1 rRNA gene (cut by both window edges) is annotated in these 1161 nt (G+C 57.1%); it reads left to right on the forward strand.

Going from position 1 to position 1161, the window contains the following annotated elements:
• A 23S ribosomal RNA gene (locus tag AB0G32_RS40180) occupies window positions 1–1161 on the forward strand (it extends past both window edges: 143 nt to the left, 1413 nt to the right).

Raw genomic sequence — 1161 nt, forward strand, 5'->3', positions numbered from 1 at the left:
GTACGTCGTGACTGCGTGCCTTTTGAAGAATGAGCCTGCGAGTTTGCGGTGTGTTGCGAGGTTAACCCGGGTGGGGTAGCCGTAGCGAAAGCGAGTCCGAACAGGGCGTTTTAGTAGCACGCTCAAGACCCGAAGCGGAGTGATCTAGCCATGGGCAGGTTGAAGCGGAGGTAAGACTTCGTGGAGGACCGAACCCACCAGGGTTGAAAACCTGGGGGATGACCTGTGGTTAGGGGTGAAAGGCCAATCAAACTCCGTGATAGCTGGTTCTCCCCGAAATGCATTTAGGTGCAGCGTCGTGTGTTTCTTGCCGGAGGTAGAGCACTGGATAGGCGATGGGCCCTACCGGGTTACTGACCTTAGCCAAACTCCGAATGCCGGTAAGTGAGAGCGCGGCAGTGAGACTGTGGGGGATAAGCTCCATGGTCGAGAGGGAAACAGCCCAGAGCATCGACTAAGGCCCCTAAGCGTACGCTAAGTGGGAAAGGATGTGGAGTCGCAGAGACAACCAGGAGGTTGGCTTAGAAGCAGCCACCCTTGAAAGAGTGCGTAATAGCTCACTGGTCTAGTGATTCCGCGCCGACAATGTAGCGGGGCTCAAGCGTACCGCCGAAGTCGTGTCATTGCAGCTATAGGGCCAACGCCTGCTGTGATGGGTAGGGGAGCGTCGTCTGCCGGGTGAAGCAGCCGCGTAAGCGAGTTGTGGACGGTTGACGAGTGAGAATGCAGGCATGAGTAGCGATACACACGTGGGAAACGTGTGCGCCGATTGACTAAGGGTTCCTGGGTCAAGCTGATCTGCCCAGGGTAAGTCGGGACCTAAGGCGAGGCCGACAGGCGTAGTCGATGGATAACCGGTTGATATTCCGGTACCCGCTGTGAAGCGTCAAACATCGAGCATCGTGATGCTAAGGCCGTGAAGCCGTTCCGGACCCTTCGGGGAATGGAAAGTGGTGGAGCCGCCGGCCCAAGCGGTTAGTAGGTGAGTGATGGGGTGACGCAGGAAGGTAGTCCATCCCGGGCGGTGGTTGTCCCGGGGTAAGGGTGTAGGCCGTGCGGTAGGTAAATCCGTCGCACATTAGGCTGAGACCTGATGCCGAGCCGATTGTGGTGAAGTGGATGATCCTATGCTGTCGAGAAAAGCCTCTAGCGAGTTTTATG

The organism is Streptomyces sp. NPDC023723, assembly GCF_040639815.1.
GTDB lineage: Bacteria > Actinomycetota > Actinomycetes > Streptomycetales > Streptomycetaceae > Streptomyces.